This window comes from Cellulophaga sp., from assembly GCF_039943695.1.
Classification (GTDB): domain Bacteria; phylum Bacteroidota; class Bacteroidia; order Flavobacteriales; family Flavobacteriaceae; genus Cellulophaga.
In genome coordinates, this window is record NZ_JBDVAA010000010.1 from 1 (window position 1) to 14,666 (window position 14,666).

Here is a 14,666-nt window from a genome sequence, read left to right on the forward strand (position 1 = left end):
ATTATAATCTATTAATATTTTATATTTTAGTAGTGGTGTAAGCTGTTTGTCTAGATAAGAGTCTAGTTTATAAAAAATACATAATCAGCTATTTTAAAAAAGCAAAAACTAATTATGATAGAAATTCTACAATCTTTAAGGTTAACCTTACTTAATACAGGGTATGCCAAACTAGGTACTTCATGGGATTTTGACAACGTTATTAGCCCTTTTACAAGAATGTATTACATTACTAAAGGAACTGCTAGAGTATACCATAACGATAATGTATACCACTTAAAACCAGGATACATGTATTTAATACCTAGTTTTACGTATGCTAGGTATATCTGTGATGATTATCATGAACAATATTATATTAGTTTTTTAGAAGAAATTAATAGTGGCTTATCTATATATAATTTTAAAAATTTTGAATACGAAATTAAAGCAAGTGAGCAATGTCTATATTACTTTAAAAGGTTAACTATATTAAATGCTAACAGAGAAATTAAAAATAGTGACCCAAAAACATACGATAATAGACCTACACTACAAGATTTTATTAAACAAAATGAGAATTTAAGTACTCAAGAGTTTTTAGAAACACAAGGAATTTTAACAACCTTATTATCTAATTTTATAACTAATAAAAAACTCCCTAAAGAAATTAATTTATCTAATTCTAATTTAAATCAGATTTTAAATTACATTAATAAAAATCTACACCTACCCATTACTATAGATGAACTTGCTAATACTTGCCACTACAGTACAGATTACTTTTCTAAATTATTTTTAAATACTTACGGATTAAGACCCAATAAATACATACAATCTAAAAGAATTGAACGCGCACAATTGCTATTACTAACAACAAAAGACTCTTTAGAGGAAATAGCGCAAAAAGTTGGTTTTGAAAATGTATCTTATTTCTCTAGGTCATTTAAAAAGCATACAGAAAAAACACCTGCTTCTTTTAGAAAGGAGCAGGTGAATATTTAAAGGTAAAACTTATTTTTTATTAAAATTTACGTTCTTTTCTGCCTCGCATTTTGTTTGCCTGGTTATCACCTAAGAACTTTTCTTTAACAGGGTCCCAATCTAATGGTCTGCCTAAGTTATAGGCAATATTTGCAATGTTACAAACCGTTGCTGAACGGTGACCTGTTTCTGCATCACATATTGGCTGTGTTCTGTTTTTAATAGATGAAATCCAATCTTGATAATGGTTTCCTTCTGTATTATACAGTTTAATATCTGAAGCTGTAAGCTCTGCACTTACCAAATTTTTAGGTGTAGTTTCAAAATAACTACGGCTAATATCCATAGTTCCTTTAGACCCAATAAAACGAACTCCCCATCCTCTACCAAAATCTTCATGTATCATTTCTACACCATTATCATAATACATTTTTAAACCTTTAACTGCTTTTTTATCTGTAGGCGGAACATACTTTACAGGCCCAGACCTATCCATACCTAAAGCCCACTGAACAATATCAAACATATGAGCTCCCCAGTCACATAATATACCACCACCAACTTCTTCATAAAGTCTCCAATCTGGCCAAAAATCTACATCATTACGAGATGGTGCCAACCTATGGTTATAGCCTAATAAAGGTGCTGGGCCACACCACTTGTTCCAGTTTACCTCTGCTGGTAATGTCTCTGGCTGTAAATTATAAGGTACTGCAGGGTCACCAACATTTACAAGGACTTGTTTTATGTCTCCTAAATATCCGTTTCTTACCAACTCACAAGCTCGTCTAAAGTTTTTACCCGAGCGTTGCATACTACCCGTTTGTAATATTTTATTTGTCTTTTTTACTGTTTTAACTAAATCTATACCTTCATTAATGTTATGTGTTAATGGTTTTTCACAATACACATCTTTGCCAGCTTTCATTGCATCTATTGCCTGTATTGCATGCCAATGGTCTGGAGTTGCAATTACAACAGCATCTACATCTTTACGGTCTAGTAACTCGTTGTAATTTGTATAAGTTGTAACTCCATTGTAATTATTCTGATTTCTTTTTTCTGCATATATTGCATTTACAGCCCCTTTAAACCACTCGTTTTTTGTTGACCATACATCACAAGCAGCAACAATTTGAGAGTTTGTTGCACCAACAAAATTCTTTGCTAACCCTCTACTTTGTTTTCCTAAACCAATAAATCCTAAATTAATTCTATCACTAGGTGCAACAAATCCTCTACCAAAAATATGTCTTGGTAGTATAGTTACGGCTCCCGTGGCCAAGGCGGTTTTGGTTATAAAACCTCTTCTAGATATTTTAGAATCTGTTACTGGCTTTTTAGTACTTTTTAAGTCTTTCATTATATAGGTTGTTTTTAGTTTGATTAAAAAGGGTTACTTTTTAAAATTAAAAAATTATACCAATAAAATTACCTATACTATACTTTGTCTAGTAATAGTAGTGTTTAAAATAGTGCCATAAATGGTTAATTTTTAATAAAAAGACAAAAAAAATCCGAAAACGCTAAGCTTTCGGATTGTAATTTATTTTTAGATCTCTTTATTTTCTTTCTTGTAAAATAGCAATAAGTTCTGTTGGATTTGACACGTAAGTTGTTTTCCCTTCAAAATATTTTTCTTTTAAATTAATAGGGTTTCCAGCAACTAATAAATGTGCTGTTGTCTGCTTTAATATAGCCGCAATTTTATCTTTTACTTTATCTGGAATTGTTGTTATAAACATAGTAAGTAACAAATCTGGTTTTACTATTTCTTGTACAGATTCTAAATTTTCAATAGGCACATGTTGTCCTAAGTAATACACATTCCATCCTAAATCTTTAGCTATATATTGCGCTAACAATAATCCTATTTCATGGTGTTCATTCTCTGGTAAAAATAATACTATTTTAGATGCGTCTTCCTCTGCTAATGATAAATTATCTATACCAGCAATTACTTTTTGCCTAATTAAGTTAGACACAAAATGCTCTTGTGCAGGCATCACCTTATCTATTCCCCACAAAACACCTATTTGGTTTAAAAAAGGGTAAATTAAATCAGAAACTGTTTGTAATAAGCCTTTGTTTAGTATGTGACCGTCTAGTATTTTAACAAATTCTCTTTCGTTCATCTCTAACAAACACAACATAAGAGCAGTGAGCACATCACCCTCAATGGGTTTTAATAACACCTCGGTTACATTAGCGTGTAGCTCCTCATTAGACATTTTGTCAATTTTAGACACCTTAAAACCATTTCGTTGTAAAATACTAACGTTAAGTAATTTACGTAACAACTCATCCGTGTAATATCTAATATTTGTATCTGTACGCTCTGGCTGCACAAAATTATACCTACTCTCCCACTTACGTAAGGTATGTGCATTAATTCCGGTTAGTGTAGCAACCTGAGACATTGAATAACTACCCATTTCAACTAAATTTTCTAGTTGCAAAAATAACTTAAAAAAAGAATCAAACTTAATTTTGTCTAATTTTTTTTAAAAAAAACTGGACATTATCAAATATTTTAATACATTTGTCTAAGATTAACACTATAAAAGTTAGACAAAATGAAAACTAAAATTTATTTTTCCGCATTAATTCTATTCTTATTTGCTTTTACGTCATGTAATGATGACGATGATACTCCACCGCAAATGGAATCTCAATTAAACATTGTAGAGACGGCATCTAAAACAGATGTGCTTAGCTCTTTAGTTGCTTCACTTGCAAAATCTGATGAGAGTCCAAACTCTGATCTTATTGGTGCTTTAAGTGGTACAGGACCTTTTACAGTATTTGCTCCTACAAATGATGCTTTCACTGCTCTTTTTGCAAGTTTAGACGGATATTCTTCTTTGGACGATTTTGATACCGAAGAGGAAAAAGCACTACTTGCTACCATTTTAAAATACCACGTAGTTGCTGGCGCAGCTGTTGCATCTGGTGACTTAACAGACGGACAAGTAATTACTACTCTTTCTGGAGAAGATGTTACTGTTACTCTAAATAACGGCGTATTTTTTAGTGATGCTTCAGAAGCAGATGCACAAGTAGTTACTGCAGATATAGATGCTACAAACGGTATTGTACACGTTATAAACAAGGTTTTATTACCACAAACAGTAATAGACGCAATTAACCTAGGTACTCTTGTAGATGTGGTTGTTGCTAGTGATGCTTTAACTGTTTTAGAAGCTGCTGTAATTAAGGCTGGCTTAGTAGACACCTTAAACTCAGACGGACCTTTTACTGTTTTTGCTCCTACAGATACTGCTTTTATAGCATTATTAGATATGTTAGGTGACGATTACACTTCTTTAGATGATTTTGATACTGAGGATGAAATACAATTATTAAAAGACATTTTATTATACCACGTTGTTCCTGCAAAAGTTTTATCTACAGATTTAGCTGCTGGTGAAGTTGGTACTGCTTTAGCTGATAATACAATTGAAGTGGTTGATAACGATGGTACTTTTGTTATCTCTGATGCATCAGATATTAATGCTAATATTTCTGCTGTAGATATTATGGCTTCTAATGGTGTTGCTCATGTAATAGACAAGGTTTTATTACCACAAGCTGCTGTAGATTTTATTGCAGACCAACAACCAACTATTGTAGATTTAGCAGTAGCTACAAACGATTTATCTTTATTAGTTGGTGCTTTACAACAAGCAGATGCTGGTTTAGTAGAATTATTAGGAACAGATGGACCTTTTACTGTATTTGCACCTACTAATGCTGCTTTTGCTGCTTTGTTAGAAGAATTAGGAGATGACTACAATGAGCTTTCAGATTTTGATACTGAAGAAGAAAAAGAAATGTTAGCTACTATTTTAAAGTATCACGTAGTTGCTGGTACGGCTGCATTGTCTACAGATTTAAGTAACGGACAAATGATAGCTACAGCGCAAGGAGAAGATATTACTATTAATTTAACTGATGGTGTATTTATACAAGATGCTACAGATACAGATGCTGCTGTTGCAACAGCAGATATAGAGGCTAAAAATGGAGTTATACATATTATAGATAAAGTATTATTACCACAAGCAATTGTAGATGCTTTACAACCTAACATTGTAGAGTTAGCTATTGCTACAGACGATTTATCTTTATTAGTTGGCGCATTACAACAAGCAGATGCAGGTTTGGTTGAGTTATTAGGTATGGAAGGGCCATTTACAGTTTTTGCACCTAGTAATGCTGCTTTTGAAGCTTTATTTGAAGATTTAGGACCAGATTATACAACTTTAGCTGATTTTGATACTGATGAGGAAAAAGCATTATTAGCAGACATACTTAAATACCATGTTGTTTCTGGTGCTGCTGTTTTATCTACAGACTTAACAGACGGACAATTAATTACAACTGCATTAGGACAAGACTTAACTGTTAACTTAACAGGAGGTGTATTTATTACAGATGCCGGAGATAATAATGGTGAAGTAATTACTGCAGACGTAGAGGCTAGTAATGGTGTTGTACATATTATAAATAAAGTTTTATTTCCAGACACACATTAATTTGAGATAAAATTAGCCTGTTGGTTAGGTTAATTTGGTTGTTGTACCGGTGATGTAAAAAATCACCGGTTTTTATTATTATTTATAAAACATATAGTATCTTAGGAAGATACTTGTTAACTCTTTATGAAAAAAGTTATTATTATAGGGTCTGGATTTTCTTCATTATCTGCTAGTTGCTACTTAGCAAAAGCTGGTTATGATGTAACAATGCTAGAAAAAAATACAACAACTGGTGGTAGAGCTAGACAACTAAAAACAAATGGTTTTGTTTTTGATATTGGTCCTACTTTTTATTGGATGCCAGATGTTTTTGATAAATTTTTTGCTGATTTTGGTAAAAAAACAAGTGAATATTACCAATTAGATCAATTAAATCCTGCATACCAAATTTATTTTGGTAAAAATGACTCTATTTCTATTTCAGAGGATTTTAATGAAACTAGAGACACTTTTGAAAAAATTGAACCAGGTAGTGGCAAACAACTAGAGCGTTTTATAAATAAAGCGCGCATTAATTATGATATTGCCATAAAGAAACTTGTATATAACCCTGGTGAAAATTTATTTGAAATAATAAATAGTAAAACAATTACTAAGCTATACGAGTTTATACTTACTATAAAAAATCAGGTTTCTGGTTACGTAAAAAATGATAAGCTTCGTAAAGTTTTAGAATTTCCAGTATTGTTTTTAGGTGCAAAACCAAGCAATACACCTTCATTTTATAACTTTATGAATTATGCCGACCTTAAATTAGGTACTTGGCACCCACAAGGTGGTATGTACAAAGTTGTAGAGGGTATGCAAAAATTAGCACAAAGTTTAGGCGTAAAAACTATTACAGATAGTCCTGTTTTAAAAATTAATATAGAGAACGGAAAAGTTAAAGGTGTAGATAGTAAAAGTGGTTATTTAGAATGTGATATTCTTTTAAGTGGCGCAGACTACCACCATACAGAAACATTATTACCAAAACAATACAGACAATACACAGAAAGTTATTGGGATAAGAAAATATTTGCTCCTTCTGCCCTATTATTTTTTGTAGGTTTTAATAAAAAAATTGAAGCGGTAAACCATCATACATTATTTTTTGATACTGATTTTGAAGAGCACGCTAAAACAATTTATGACACTAAAGAATGGCCAAATAAGCCTTTGTTCTATGCTAGTTTCCCTAGTAAAACAGATGCTACTAGTGCTCCTAATGGCAAAGAAGCTGCAATATTTTTAGTGCCAATTGCACCAGATATAGAAGACACAAAAGAGTTAAGAGAACATTACTTTAATCAGATTATAGAAAGAGTAGAAAAACTTACAGACCAAAGTCTTAAAGAAGATATTCTATTTAAAGAATCTTATTGTGTAGATAACTTTAAAGATGATTACAACTCCTATAAAGGAAATGCATATGGTTTAGCAAATACGTTAATGCAAACCCATATTTTAAGACCTAAATTAAAGAGTAAAAAAGTAGATAATTTATATTTCTGCGGACAATTAACTGTTCCAGGACCAGGTGTGCCACCATCATTAATCTCTGGCAAAGTAGTAAGTGAACTAATTTTAAAACACAGTAAATAATGAAAGCTCTGTTTGATTCCTCTAGCGTTAATTGTAGTAAATTAATAACCACAACCTATAGTACATCATTCTCTATAGGTATTAAGCTTTTTGCACCTTCTATTAGACCCGCTATATATTCTATATATGGTTTTGTTAGGTATGCAGATGAGATTGTAGACACGTTTCATGACTATGAGCAAGAAACACTTTTAAATGAGTTTGAAGAAGAATACAGAAAGTCGCTTACTCGTAAAATAAGTTTAAACCCAATAATAAATTCTTTTCAAGAAGTGGTTTTAAAATACGAGTTACAAGAATATGTAGATGCATTTTTAACCAGTATGCGTTTTGACCTTAACAAGACAGAATACAGCACTAGAGAAGAGTACAACGAGTATATTTACGGTTCTGCAGACGTAGTTGGCTTAATGTGCTTGCGCGTTTTTGTAAATAATGATAACGCAAGGTTTAATCACTTAAAAGAATCTGCTCAATACTTAGGATCTGCTTTTCAGAAAGTAAATTTTTTAAGAGACTTTAAAGATGATATAAACGAATTAGGAAGGTCTTATTTTCCAGAGTTAGACACAAATACACTTACACATACTGCTAAAGAACATATTTTATTAGATATAGAAAACGACTTTGCCGAAGCTTACAAAGGCATAGTTCAACTACCCCTAGAAAGTAGATTAGGTGTTTTTGTAGCTTACAAGTACTATTCTAAACTACTTAAAAAACTTAAAAAAGCAGATACTAGTAGTATTATGAATAGTAGAATACGCATCTCTAACCCTCTAAAATTTTTAATATTAACTAAGGCATATATTAGATTTAAATTTAATATTATTTAAAGTAAATTCTTATAACTTTATAGGTTATTAGATGTACTTTAAAACTTAGTTGATGAAATTATTATTTTGCTTTTGGATTTTACTTTTTAATACAACAACAAATTGTTCTAATTTAGATAGCGTAAGAAGTCAGTTTCATACAATTAAAACCAATGATGATTTAAAAAAATTTATTAAAACTTGCGAAGATTTAAATTGTGAATTAGCTACACCGTACGTTGCATCATGCATAATGAAGAAAGCAGAATTTACAATTTGGCCATTTAAAAAACTAGCTTACTTTAATGAAGGAAAAAAAGAACTAGAGAGCTACATTAAAAAATATCCAAATGACCTAGAAGCAAGGTATGTTAGGTATTTAGTACAAAGTAACATTCCTAGTTTCTTAGGCTACAACACAAGAATTGCTGCAGACAAAAAGTTTATTACGGATAATTTAGAAACATCAAAATTACCAGTAAACTATAAAAAAATAATTTTAAAAAATATAAATACAATAAGTCCCAATTAATGAAAATAGTACTTTTTATACTAATTACGGTTGTTACATTTGCTGTTATGGAAGTTATAACTTGGCTAACCCACAAATATGTAATGCATGGCTTTTTATGGATTTTACACGCAGATCATCATCAACCTAAATACCCACACCCTTTTGAAAAAAATGATTTGTTTTTTGTAATATTCGCAATCCCTAGTATTGCATTATTTTTCTTTGGTATTAGACCACAATTAAACTTTATGTTCTTCATTGGTCTTGGAATTCTTTTTTACGGCATAGCATATTTTCTTATTCATGATGTTCTTATACACCAACGTTTTAAATGGTTTAAAAAAACAAAAAACAAGTATTTAATAGGTTTACGCAAAGCGCATAAAGTACATCACAAACACTTAGGTAAAGCACACGGAGAGTGCTTTGGAATGTTATATGTTCCAAAAAAATATCACAAACAATACAAAGCTTAATGAAACCCTATTACTACCTACTTATAAATATTGCCTGTATAAGCATACCATTTATTGCTAGTTTTTACCCAAAACATGCTTTTTATAAAAAATGGGGTTCTTTTTTTAAAGCGTCTATACCTGTTGCTTTATTTTTTATTATTTGGGATTATTGGTTTACTGCAATTGGAGTTTGGGGATTTAACAAAAGTTACTTAACTGGACTTTTTTTAGGAGAATTACCAATTGAAGAAATACTTTTTTTTATAGCTATACCATATGCATGTGTATTTACTTATTTTGCACTTCTGCACTTAGTTAAAAATAATCCACTACAAAAAGCTGAAAAGTATATTACTTTTATACTAACTGTTGTATCTATATTAATAGCTGTTTTATTTTACAACAAACTTTATACATTTACAACAGCAGTTTTAGGAGCTGTTTTTCTTTCATATTTAAGTTATAAAAAAATAAACTTAAGTTACCATTACCTAACATACTTATTAATTATTCCTTTTTTTATGGCTAGTAACGGTATACTAACAGGTAGTTTTTTAGAGTCTCCTATAGTTTGGTATAACAATGCAGAAACTATTGGTTTTAGAATGGCTACTATTCCTGTAGAAGATTCCTTTTACGGTCTAATACTTATTTTTATGAATATTGAATTGTTTCGCTTTTTTAACAAAAAGAAACAACTAAACGCTTAATTTTCAATACCTTCTTTATAAACTTTTAAAGCTCTTTCTCTAGCCGATTTGTGCTCTACCATTGGTTCTGGGTAATTAAAACCGTCTAACTCTGGTATCCACTGTCTAACATATTTAAAATCTTTATCAAACTTTTTAAGTTGTGTTATAGGATTAAATATTCTAAAATAAGGAGCAGCATCACAACCAGTACCTGCAGCCCATTGCCAATTGCCATTATTAGATGCTAACTCATAATCTAAAAGCTTTTTAGCAAAGTAAGCTTCTCCCCATTGCCAGTCTATTAACAAATGCTTACATAAAAAGCCAGCCGTTATCATACGTACTCTATTGTGCATATAACCTGTTTGGTTAAGCTGCCTCATACCAGCATCTACCATAGGATAGCCAGTATTACCAGAACACCATTTTTCAAAATCGTCTTTATTGTTACGCCATTTTATACCATCATACTTAGACCTAAAATTTTGAGTGACAACTTTTGGAAAATGATATAAAATTTGAGTGAAAAATTCTCTCCAAACCAATTCACTCAAAAACACACTTTCTAAACCATCTAAGCCTCTAATTAGTTTACGTACACTTACGGTACCAAAACGTAAATGCGGACCTAGGTACGTTGTTATATCATCAGAAGGAAAATCTCTTTTATCTGCATATATGCTTAAATGATCTAAATTATAAGGTTGTACCTCTATAGAAGAAGTTGTAAAGCCTAAATCTTCTAAAGAAGGAAAACTATGGTCTATTTTTAATAAATTGTCTTTAAAATCACATACTTTCTCTTCTATTAAACTAGGCTTAAATAGAGATTTCCACTTATTTTTAAACGGTGTATATACGGTGTAAGGATCTCCATCGTTTTTTAGAACATCGTTTTCTTCAAAAATAACACTGTCTTTATATATTGATACATTTATATTTTTTTCTTCTAGAAAGGATATAATTTTACTATCCCTGTCTTTAGCATAAGGCTCATAATCCTTATTAAAAAAAACATTCTCAATAGTGTAATCTTCTGTTAATTTTTTCCACGCATCTTCTGGCGTTGTATGTAGACAAAATACCCCACCATTATGCTTTTTTAAACTTGCATTAATATCTGAAAGTGTTTTGTGAATAAAAGTGACTCTTGCATCGTCATTATCCAATTCGTTTAGAATTTTTTTATCAAAAATAAAAATAGGCAGCACTCGTTTTCCAGATTTTAAAGCATAATGTAATGCTGTATTATCCTCTATTCTTAAATCTCTTCTAAACCAAAAAACCGATATTTTATCACTCATAAAAACTATATTAAAGCTTCATTTCAAAAATAAGGCCTATTCATTAAAAATACTACTTAACATAGTGTAAATACAAGAAAAATAGCCTTGAAAATATAAAATGAAAAAGTTTATTTATACATACCACATAGTTATATTTGTATCCTGCAAAATTTGGCCACGTGGCGGAATTGGTAGACGTGCTACCTTGAGGGGGTAGTGTTCTTATGAACGTGCTGGTTCGACTCCAGTCGTGGTCACAAAAAAAGCGCTTCTAGTAGAGCGCTTTTTATTTTTATGCTTTTAAATTAATTGCTTAATAACTCATTTAATATTTCTCTTGTTTTTGTACTGTTCCAATCTTTTGCTCCTGTTTCTTGTACTATAATTTCCCCTGACTTGCTTAAAATGTATGTAGTGGGAATTACATCATGGCTTAGCTCTTTGGGTAATTTATAGTTAGAGTAATACACATTAAAACTGAAGTTATTTTCTTTTAAATAAGCATTTACCTTTGCCACTTTATCACTTGCTAAAAACACAAAAACAACCTTATCCTGATAATCTGTGTATAATTTTTGCAAGCTTGGCATTTCTGCTACACAAGGCGGACACCAAGTAGCCCAAAAATTAATTAAAACTACTTTACCTTTGTAGTCTTGTAAATTATAAACATCTCCTTTAGCGTTTGTAAATTTCCAATTGTAATTTTGTAATGTAACTTGCTCTTTGGCTTCTATTTTAGCTGCGCTGCCAGAAAAAATTCTGTTTGCAAACACCTTAACTTTAAAACCCAATGGTGTAAATACTATTGCAACTATAAGTACATAAAAAACAATATTGAATATTCTCTTTCTTGTAATCGCCATTACTATTCTGCTATAAGTCTATCTATAGTCTCGTATACCGTATTATTATCCCAGTTAGAGATTCCTTCTTCATAAATAACAATATTGCCTTGTTTATCTACTACATAACTAGATGGTACTTTTTCTGTATTTACAGCGTGCTTAGCATCAATAATTAAATAGGTAACTGGAAAAGTAAATTTCTTTAACGCCATAAATTCTTCTACAACGTCTTTTTCTTCATTAGTAATAATATAAAAATCTACTTTGCCTTTATAAGCATTATAAAAATTCTGAATAGATTGTAGTTCTGCTTCACAATGTACTTTCCATGAAGCCCAATTGTTTATAAAAATCACATTTCCTTTAGACTTTTTAAAATTAAACAAGTTGTGATTTTCATCTTTTAAAACCCAGTCATAATCTGTTACTGTTTTCTGATTTTCTTTTGCTATCACAGATGGTGCAGTAGCTACCATTTTATTTAAAAAAAATTTTCCCATATGCCCTAAGGGAGTCCAAAAAAATGCTGCTACAAGAAGCATTATTAAAAGAGTAAAAACTGTTTTCTTTTTCATTTTATATTGTATAGTTACCTCTAAAATATGAAGATAAATTCATATAAAAATAAAAACTCCCGAATTACTTCGGGAGTTTCCTTTTATTAAAACAAACTTGGCTTATGCCGCGTTTTCTTTTTTAATTACATTTAAAGCAGAACCTTCTCTATACCAATCTATTTGAGGTTGGTTATACGTATGGTTTAGCTTAATAACATCTTTACTACCATCTGCATGCACTAACTCTAAAGTTAATTGCTTTTCTGGTGCAAAATCTGCTATATCTACAAAGTTAAATGTATCATCTTCTTGTACAAGATCATAATCTGCTTCATTAGCAAACGTTAATCCTAACATACCTTGCTTTTTAAGGTTTGTTTCATGAATACGCGCAAAAGATTTTACTATTACAGCTGCAACACCTAAATGTCTTGGCTCCATAGCTGCGTGCTCACGAGAAGATCCTTCTCCATAGTTATGATCACCCACAACTACAGATCTAACACCTGCTGCTTTGTATGCACGTGCCGTGTCTGGTACGCCTGCAAACTCACCTGTTAATTGATTTTTAACAAAATTGGTCTTTTTACCAAAAGCGTTAACAGCACCAATTAAACAGTTATTAGAAATATTATCTAAGTGACCACGGAAACGTAACCAAGGACCAGCCATAGAAATGTGGTCTGTTGTACATTTACCAAAAGCTTTGATAAGCAATTTAGCTCCCATTAAACTTTCGTCTTTTATTGGAGTAAATGGCTCTAACAATTGTAATCTTTCAGAGTCTGGAGAAACTTTAACTTCTACACCAGAACCATCTGCATCTGGAGCTAAGTAACCAGCATCTTCTACATCAAAACCTTGTGGAGGTAATTCTATACCTAAAGGCATATCTAATTTTACTTCCTCACCATCTTCGTTAATTAATGTATCGTTCATTGGGTCAAAATCTAAACGACCAGATATTGCTATTGCAGCAACCATTTCTGGAGAACCAACAAATGCGTGTGTATTAGGGTTACCATCTGCTCTTTTAGAGAAGTTACGGTTAAATGAGTGTACAATTGTGTTTTTCTCATCTCCTTTAGCATCACTTCTATCCCATTGACCTATACAAGGTCCACAAGCGTTAGTAAATACTGTTGCTCCTAAGTTTTCAAAAATATCTAAAATACCGTCTCTTTCTGCAGTAAAACGAATTTGTTCTGAACCAGGGTTGATACCAAAATCTGATTTAGGCTTAATTTTTTTATCTACAGCTTGTTTAGCAATAGAAGCTGCTCTAGTTAAATCTTCGTATGAAGAGTTAGTACAAGAACCAATTAATCCCCAATCTACTTTTAAAGGCCAATCATTTTCTTTTGCCTTTTCTCCTAACTGACCTACTGGTGTAGCTAAATCTGGAGTAAAAGGTCCGTTTAAATGAGGTCTTAATTCATCTAAGTTTATTTCTATAATTTCATCAAAATATTGCTCTGGATTAGCATATACTTCTGGATCTGCTGTTAAATGCTCTTTTACTTGGTTAGCAGCATCTGCAACGTCACTACGGTCTGTAGCACGTAAATAACGCTCCATAGACTCATCATAACCAAATGTAGAAGTAGTTGCACCTACTTCTGCACCCATATTACAAATTGTACCTTTACCTGTACAAGAAAGGTTTTTAGCACCTTCTCCAAAATATTCTACAATTGCACCCGTACCACCTTTTACAGTTAAGATACCAGCAACTTTTAAAATAACATCTTTAGCTGAAGTCCAACCAGAAATATTACCTGTTAATTTAACACCTATTAATTTAGGAAACTTAAGTTCCCAAGCCATACCTGCCATAACATCTACAGCATCTGCACCACCAACACCAATAGCAACCATACCTAAACCACCAGCGTTAACTGTATGAGAATCTGTACCAATCATCATTCCGCCTGGAAATGCATAATTTTCTAAAACTACTTGGTGAATAATACCTGCTCCTGGTTTCCAGAAACCAATACCGTATTTGTTAGAAACAGACTCTAAAAAGTTAAATACTTCAGCACTTGTAGAATTAGCAACCTTTAAATCTGGTGCAGCACCACTTTTTGCTTGTATTAAGTGATCACAGTGTACTGTTGTAGGAACTGCAACTTTTGGCTTACCAGCTTGCATAAACTGTAGTAATGCCATTTGTGCGGTGGCATCTTGACAAGCAATACGGTCTGGTGCAAAATCTACATAATCTTTACCTCTTGTAAATTTAGTATTTGGATTACCATCCCATAAGTGAGAATACAATATTTTTTCTGAAAGTGTAAGTGGCTTTCCTACTATTTCACGAGCCTTATCTACTCGTTCAGCCATACGGGCATAAACCCCTTTTATCATATCAATGTCAAATGCCATTCCTTTTAGTTTTGAGTTTA

Annotated in this window: 13 protein-coding genes and 1 tRNA gene; 8 read left to right on the plus strand and 6 right to left on the minus strand. The window is 31.7% G+C overall.

Annotated elements, in window-relative coordinates; all coding sequences use genetic code 11:
* Window positions 1-114: 114 nt before the first annotated feature.
* Window positions 115-984 (plus strand): AraC family transcriptional regulator, encoded by an 870-nt coding sequence (locus ABJD66_RS00735; RefSeq protein WP_348127116.1) that lies wholly within the window; start codon window positions 115-117, stop codon window positions 982-984.
* Window positions 985-1,003: 19 nt separating this feature from the next.
* Here ABJD66_RS00735 and ABJD66_RS00740 read toward each other — a convergent pair whose 3' ends face one another.
* Together ABJD66_RS00740 and ABJD66_RS00745 are read right to left on the minus strand one after the other, a co-directional pair.
* Window positions 1,004-2,326, minus strand: coding sequence for a Gfo/Idh/MocA family oxidoreductase (locus ABJD66_RS00740; RefSeq protein WP_348127119.1), 1,323 nt, complete (start codon window positions 2,324-2,326; stop codon window positions 1,004-1,006).
* 199 nt (window positions 2,327-2,525) lie between these two features.
* The gene (locus ABJD66_RS00745) at window positions 2,526-3,398 is read right to left on the minus strand and encodes a MerR family transcriptional regulator (RefSeq protein WP_100895193.1); all 873 of its coding nucleotides are present in this window, start codon (window positions 3,396-3,398) and stop codon (window positions 2,526-2,528) included.
* A gap of 141 nt (window positions 3,399-3,539) precedes the next feature.
* Between ABJD66_RS00745 and ABJD66_RS00750 the strand changes: the two genes are divergently transcribed.
* The 6 genes from ABJD66_RS00750 (at window position 3,540) to ABJD66_RS00775 (ending at window position 9,585) form a co-directional block, all read left to right on the plus strand.
* Window positions 3,540-5,501, plus strand: coding sequence for a fasciclin domain-containing protein (locus tag ABJD66_RS00750; RefSeq protein ID WP_348127123.1), 1,962 nt, complete (start codon window positions 3,540-3,542; stop codon window positions 5,499-5,501).
* Between the two features lie 126 nt (window positions 5,502-5,627).
* Window positions 5,628-7,088: a phytoene desaturase family protein gene (crtI, locus tag ABJD66_RS00755; RefSeq protein ID WP_100895191.1), complete on the plus strand. Its 1,461-nt coding sequence runs from the start codon at window positions 5,628-5,630 to the stop codon at window positions 7,086-7,088.
* Window positions 7,088-7,924 (plus strand): phytoene/squalene synthase family protein, encoded by an 837-nt coding sequence (locus ABJD66_RS00760; RefSeq protein WP_100895190.1) that lies wholly within the window; start codon window positions 7,088-7,090, stop codon window positions 7,922-7,924. The genes crtI and ABJD66_RS00760 overlap by 1 nt, the downstream gene beginning before the upstream one ends.
* Window positions 7,925-7,976: 52 nt before the next feature.
* Entirely contained in the window at window positions 7,977-8,435 is a 459-nt protein-coding gene (locus ABJD66_RS00765) for a hypothetical protein (protein ID WP_100895189.1), read from the plus strand.
* A complete protein-coding gene (locus ABJD66_RS00770) occupies window positions 8,435-8,893 on the plus strand; it encodes a sterol desaturase family protein (protein WP_100895188.1) in 459 nt (152 codons plus the stop codon). Before ABJD66_RS00765 ends, ABJD66_RS00770 begins: the two co-directional genes overlap by 1 nt.
* Window positions 8,893-9,585: a lycopene cyclase domain-containing protein gene (locus tag ABJD66_RS00775; protein ID WP_348127130.1), complete on the plus strand. Its 693-nt coding sequence runs from the start codon at window positions 8,893-8,895 to the stop codon at window positions 9,583-9,585. The genes ABJD66_RS00770 and ABJD66_RS00775 overlap by 1 nt, the downstream gene beginning before the upstream one ends.
* On the opposite strand, the gene ABJD66_RS00780 is transcribed toward ABJD66_RS00775, so the two are convergent.
* Window positions 9,582-10,871, minus strand: coding sequence for a deoxyribodipyrimidine photo-lyase (locus tag ABJD66_RS00780; RefSeq protein WP_348127133.1), 1,290 nt, complete (start codon window positions 10,869-10,871; stop codon window positions 9,582-9,584). The genes ABJD66_RS00775 and ABJD66_RS00780 overlap by 4 nt on opposite strands.
* Before the next feature lie 155 nt (window positions 10,872-11,026).
* Between ABJD66_RS00780 and ABJD66_RS00785 the strand changes: the two genes are divergently transcribed.
* Window positions 11,027-11,110 (plus strand) — tRNA-Leu (locus ABJD66_RS00785).
* A 48-nt stretch (window positions 11,111-11,158) separates the two neighbouring features.
* Here ABJD66_RS00785 and ABJD66_RS00790 read toward each other — a convergent pair.
* From ABJD66_RS00790 to ABJD66_RS00800, 3 genes are all read right to left on the minus strand, one after another.
* A complete protein-coding gene (locus tag ABJD66_RS00790; RefSeq protein ID WP_348127136.1) occupies window positions 11,159-11,719 on the minus strand; it encodes a TlpA disulfide reductase family protein in 561 nt (186 codons plus the stop codon).
* A 2-nt stretch (window positions 11,720-11,721) separates the two neighbouring features.
* Complete coding sequence (locus tag ABJD66_RS00795) at window positions 11,722-12,276, minus strand: TlpA disulfide reductase family protein (protein ID WP_348127139.1); 555 nt, start codon at window positions 12,274-12,276, stop codon at window positions 11,722-11,724.
* 102 nt (window positions 12,277-12,378) lie between these two features.
* A complete protein-coding gene (locus tag ABJD66_RS00800) occupies window positions 12,379-14,646 on the minus strand; it encodes an aconitate hydratase (protein WP_100895184.1) in 2,268 nt (755 codons plus the stop codon).
* Window positions 14,647-14,666: the final 20 nt, after the last annotated feature.

Coding starts and splice junctions, on each gene's coding strand:
- ABJD66_RS00735 (WP_348127116.1), top strand. CDS start 115: ATGATAGAAATTCTACAATCTTTAAGGTTAACCTTACTTAATACAGGG.
- ABJD66_RS00740 (WP_348127119.1), bottom strand. CDS start 2,326: ATGAAAGACTTAAAAAGTACTAAAAAGCCAGTAACAGATTCTAAAATA.
- ABJD66_RS00745 (WP_100895193.1), bottom strand. CDS start 3,398: ATGGGTAGTTATTCAATGTCTCAGGTTGCTACACTAACCGGAATTAAT.
- ABJD66_RS00750 (WP_348127123.1), top strand. CDS start 3,540: ATGAAAACTAAAATTTATTTTTCCGCATTAATTCTATTCTTATTTGCT.
- crtI (WP_100895191.1), top strand. CDS start 5,628: ATGAAAAAAGTTATTATTATAGGGTCTGGATTTTCTTCATTATCTGCT.
- ABJD66_RS00760 (WP_100895190.1), top strand. CDS start 7,088: ATGAAAGCTCTGTTTGATTCCTCTAGCGTTAATTGTAGTAAATTAATA.
- ABJD66_RS00765 (WP_100895189.1), top strand. CDS start 7,977: ATGAAATTATTATTTTGCTTTTGGATTTTACTTTTTAATACAACAACA.
- ABJD66_RS00770 (WP_100895188.1), top strand. CDS start 8,435: ATGAAAATAGTACTTTTTATACTAATTACGGTTGTTACATTTGCTGTT.
- ABJD66_RS00775 (WP_348127130.1), top strand. CDS start 8,893: ATGAAACCCTATTACTACCTACTTATAAATATTGCCTGTATAAGCATA.
- ABJD66_RS00780 (WP_348127133.1), bottom strand. CDS start 10,871: ATGAGTGATAAAATATCGGTTTTTTGGTTTAGAAGAGATTTAAGAATA.
- ABJD66_RS00790 (WP_348127136.1), bottom strand. CDS start 11,719: ATGGCGATTACAAGAAAGAGAATATTCAATATTGTTTTTTATGTACTT.
- ABJD66_RS00795 (WP_348127139.1), bottom strand. CDS start 12,276: ATGAAAAAGAAAACAGTTTTTACTCTTTTAATAATGCTTCTTGTAGCA.
- ABJD66_RS00800 (WP_100895184.1), bottom strand. CDS start 14,646: ATGGCATTTGACATTGATATGATAAAAGGGGTTTATGCCCGTATGGCT.